The sequence below is a fragment of the Jannaschia formosa genome, from assembly GCF_003340555.1.
Lineage (GTDB): Bacteria > Pseudomonadota > Alphaproteobacteria > Rhodobacterales > Rhodobacteraceae > Jannaschia > Jannaschia formosa.
In genome coordinates this window covers 1-1,254 of sequence record NZ_QPLJ01000092.1, presented here as the reverse complement: position 1 = coordinate 1,254, position 1,254 = coordinate 1, and the positions used below count along the sequence as shown (strand labels likewise).

The window sequence follows — 1,254 nt, the reverse complement described above, 5'->3', positions numbered from 1 at the left end:
GGGCGCAGGCGGCAGTCCAAGAGCCGGGTCAGCCGGCTCTGCGCCGAGATCGACGAGCGGGTGAATGCCTTCCTGTCGCGGCCGCTGGAGGGCACATGGCCCTGCCTGTGGCTGGACGCGATCTGCGTGAAGGTGCGCGAGGGTGGGCGCATCGTCAGCCGCGCCGTGATAATCGCGGTGGCGGTGAACGAGGACGGCAAGCGCGAGGTCCCGGGTGTCGCCACCGGCCCCTCCGAAGCGTTCGAGCGATGGCCCTCACCCTTCTGGACGGACTTCCTGCGCTCGCTGGCCGAGCGCGGTCTGCGTGGGGTGAAGCCGGTGATCGCCGACGATCCCAAGGGCCTGCGGGCTGCCGCACGTCGGGTCTTCAACGCCACCCATCAGAGATGCCGCCTTCACTGGATGCGCAACGCCTTGGCTCACGCTCCGGCCAAGCAGCGCACGGCGGTGGCGGCAATGCTGAAGACGATCTTCGCGCAGCAGACCAGGGCCGAGGCCGAAGCCCAGTGGGAGATCGTGGCCGACGCGCTCCGCGAGAAGCAGCCCAAGCCCGGCGCCCTGATGGACAGCTCCCGCGACGACGTGCTGGCCTGCATGTCCTTCCCCGTGAACACTGGGCCCAGATCGCAAGCACCAACCCGCTGGAGCGGGTGAACCGCGAGGTGAAGCGGCGCGCCGACGTCATCGGCATCTTTCCCAACGACGACGCTATCGTCCCGCTGGTCGGCGCGCTGATGCTCGAGACAAACGACGCGTGGGCGGTCGCGCGGCGCTACAGATCGCTTGAAACGCTCGCCCGCGTCACAGACAATCCCACCATCAGGCTGGCAGCCCTGGCACCCTAATCAAGCCCTGACCTCTCCGAGGCTCGGCGCTCCTACACCACGTCGGCGGACGTTATCCGGTACACGCCCGTGAAGAGCCCCGAAAGCAACGGGATAGCCGAGGCGTTCGTGAAGACGCTAAAGCGCGACTACGTCCACGTCACGTCGTTGCCGGACGCCGTCACAGTCCTTGGACTGATCACCGGGTGGATTGTCAATCGGCATGCAACTTTGGGTCTGACTCAAAGTTGGTGCATTTCCCGGTTCATGATGCCGCTACGAGGCGCGCTTTCAGGAGGTCGATGTTGACCCGGCCATACATCTGGCGTTTGAGGGTTTTCAGGCGGCTGATCTGCCCCTCCGTCTGGCCGTTGGACCACGGCTCCGTCAGCGCTGCGGCAACGGCGGCGTGATCGCTGGCAAGGCCGCA

Annotated in this window: 3 pseudogenes; 2 read left to right on the top strand and 1 reads right to left on the bottom strand. The window is 66.5% G+C overall.

Annotated features, from left to right (window positions below):
• Both DR046_RS22925 and DR046_RS22920 read left to right on the top strand, forming a co-directional pair.
• A pseudogene (locus DR046_RS22925) lies at nt 1-845 on the top strand (IS256 family transposase); the annotation flags it as partial.
• Nucleotides 846-905: 60 nt separating this feature from the next.
• A pseudogene (locus DR046_RS22920) lies at nt 906-1,034 on the top strand (IS3 family transposase); the annotation flags it as partial.
• Between the two features lie 55 nt (nt 1,035-1,089).
• Here DR046_RS22920 and DR046_RS22915 read toward each other — a convergent pair.
• A pseudogene (locus tag DR046_RS22915) lies at nt 1,090-1,254 on the bottom strand (ISL3-like element ISMdi2 family transposase); the annotation flags it as partial.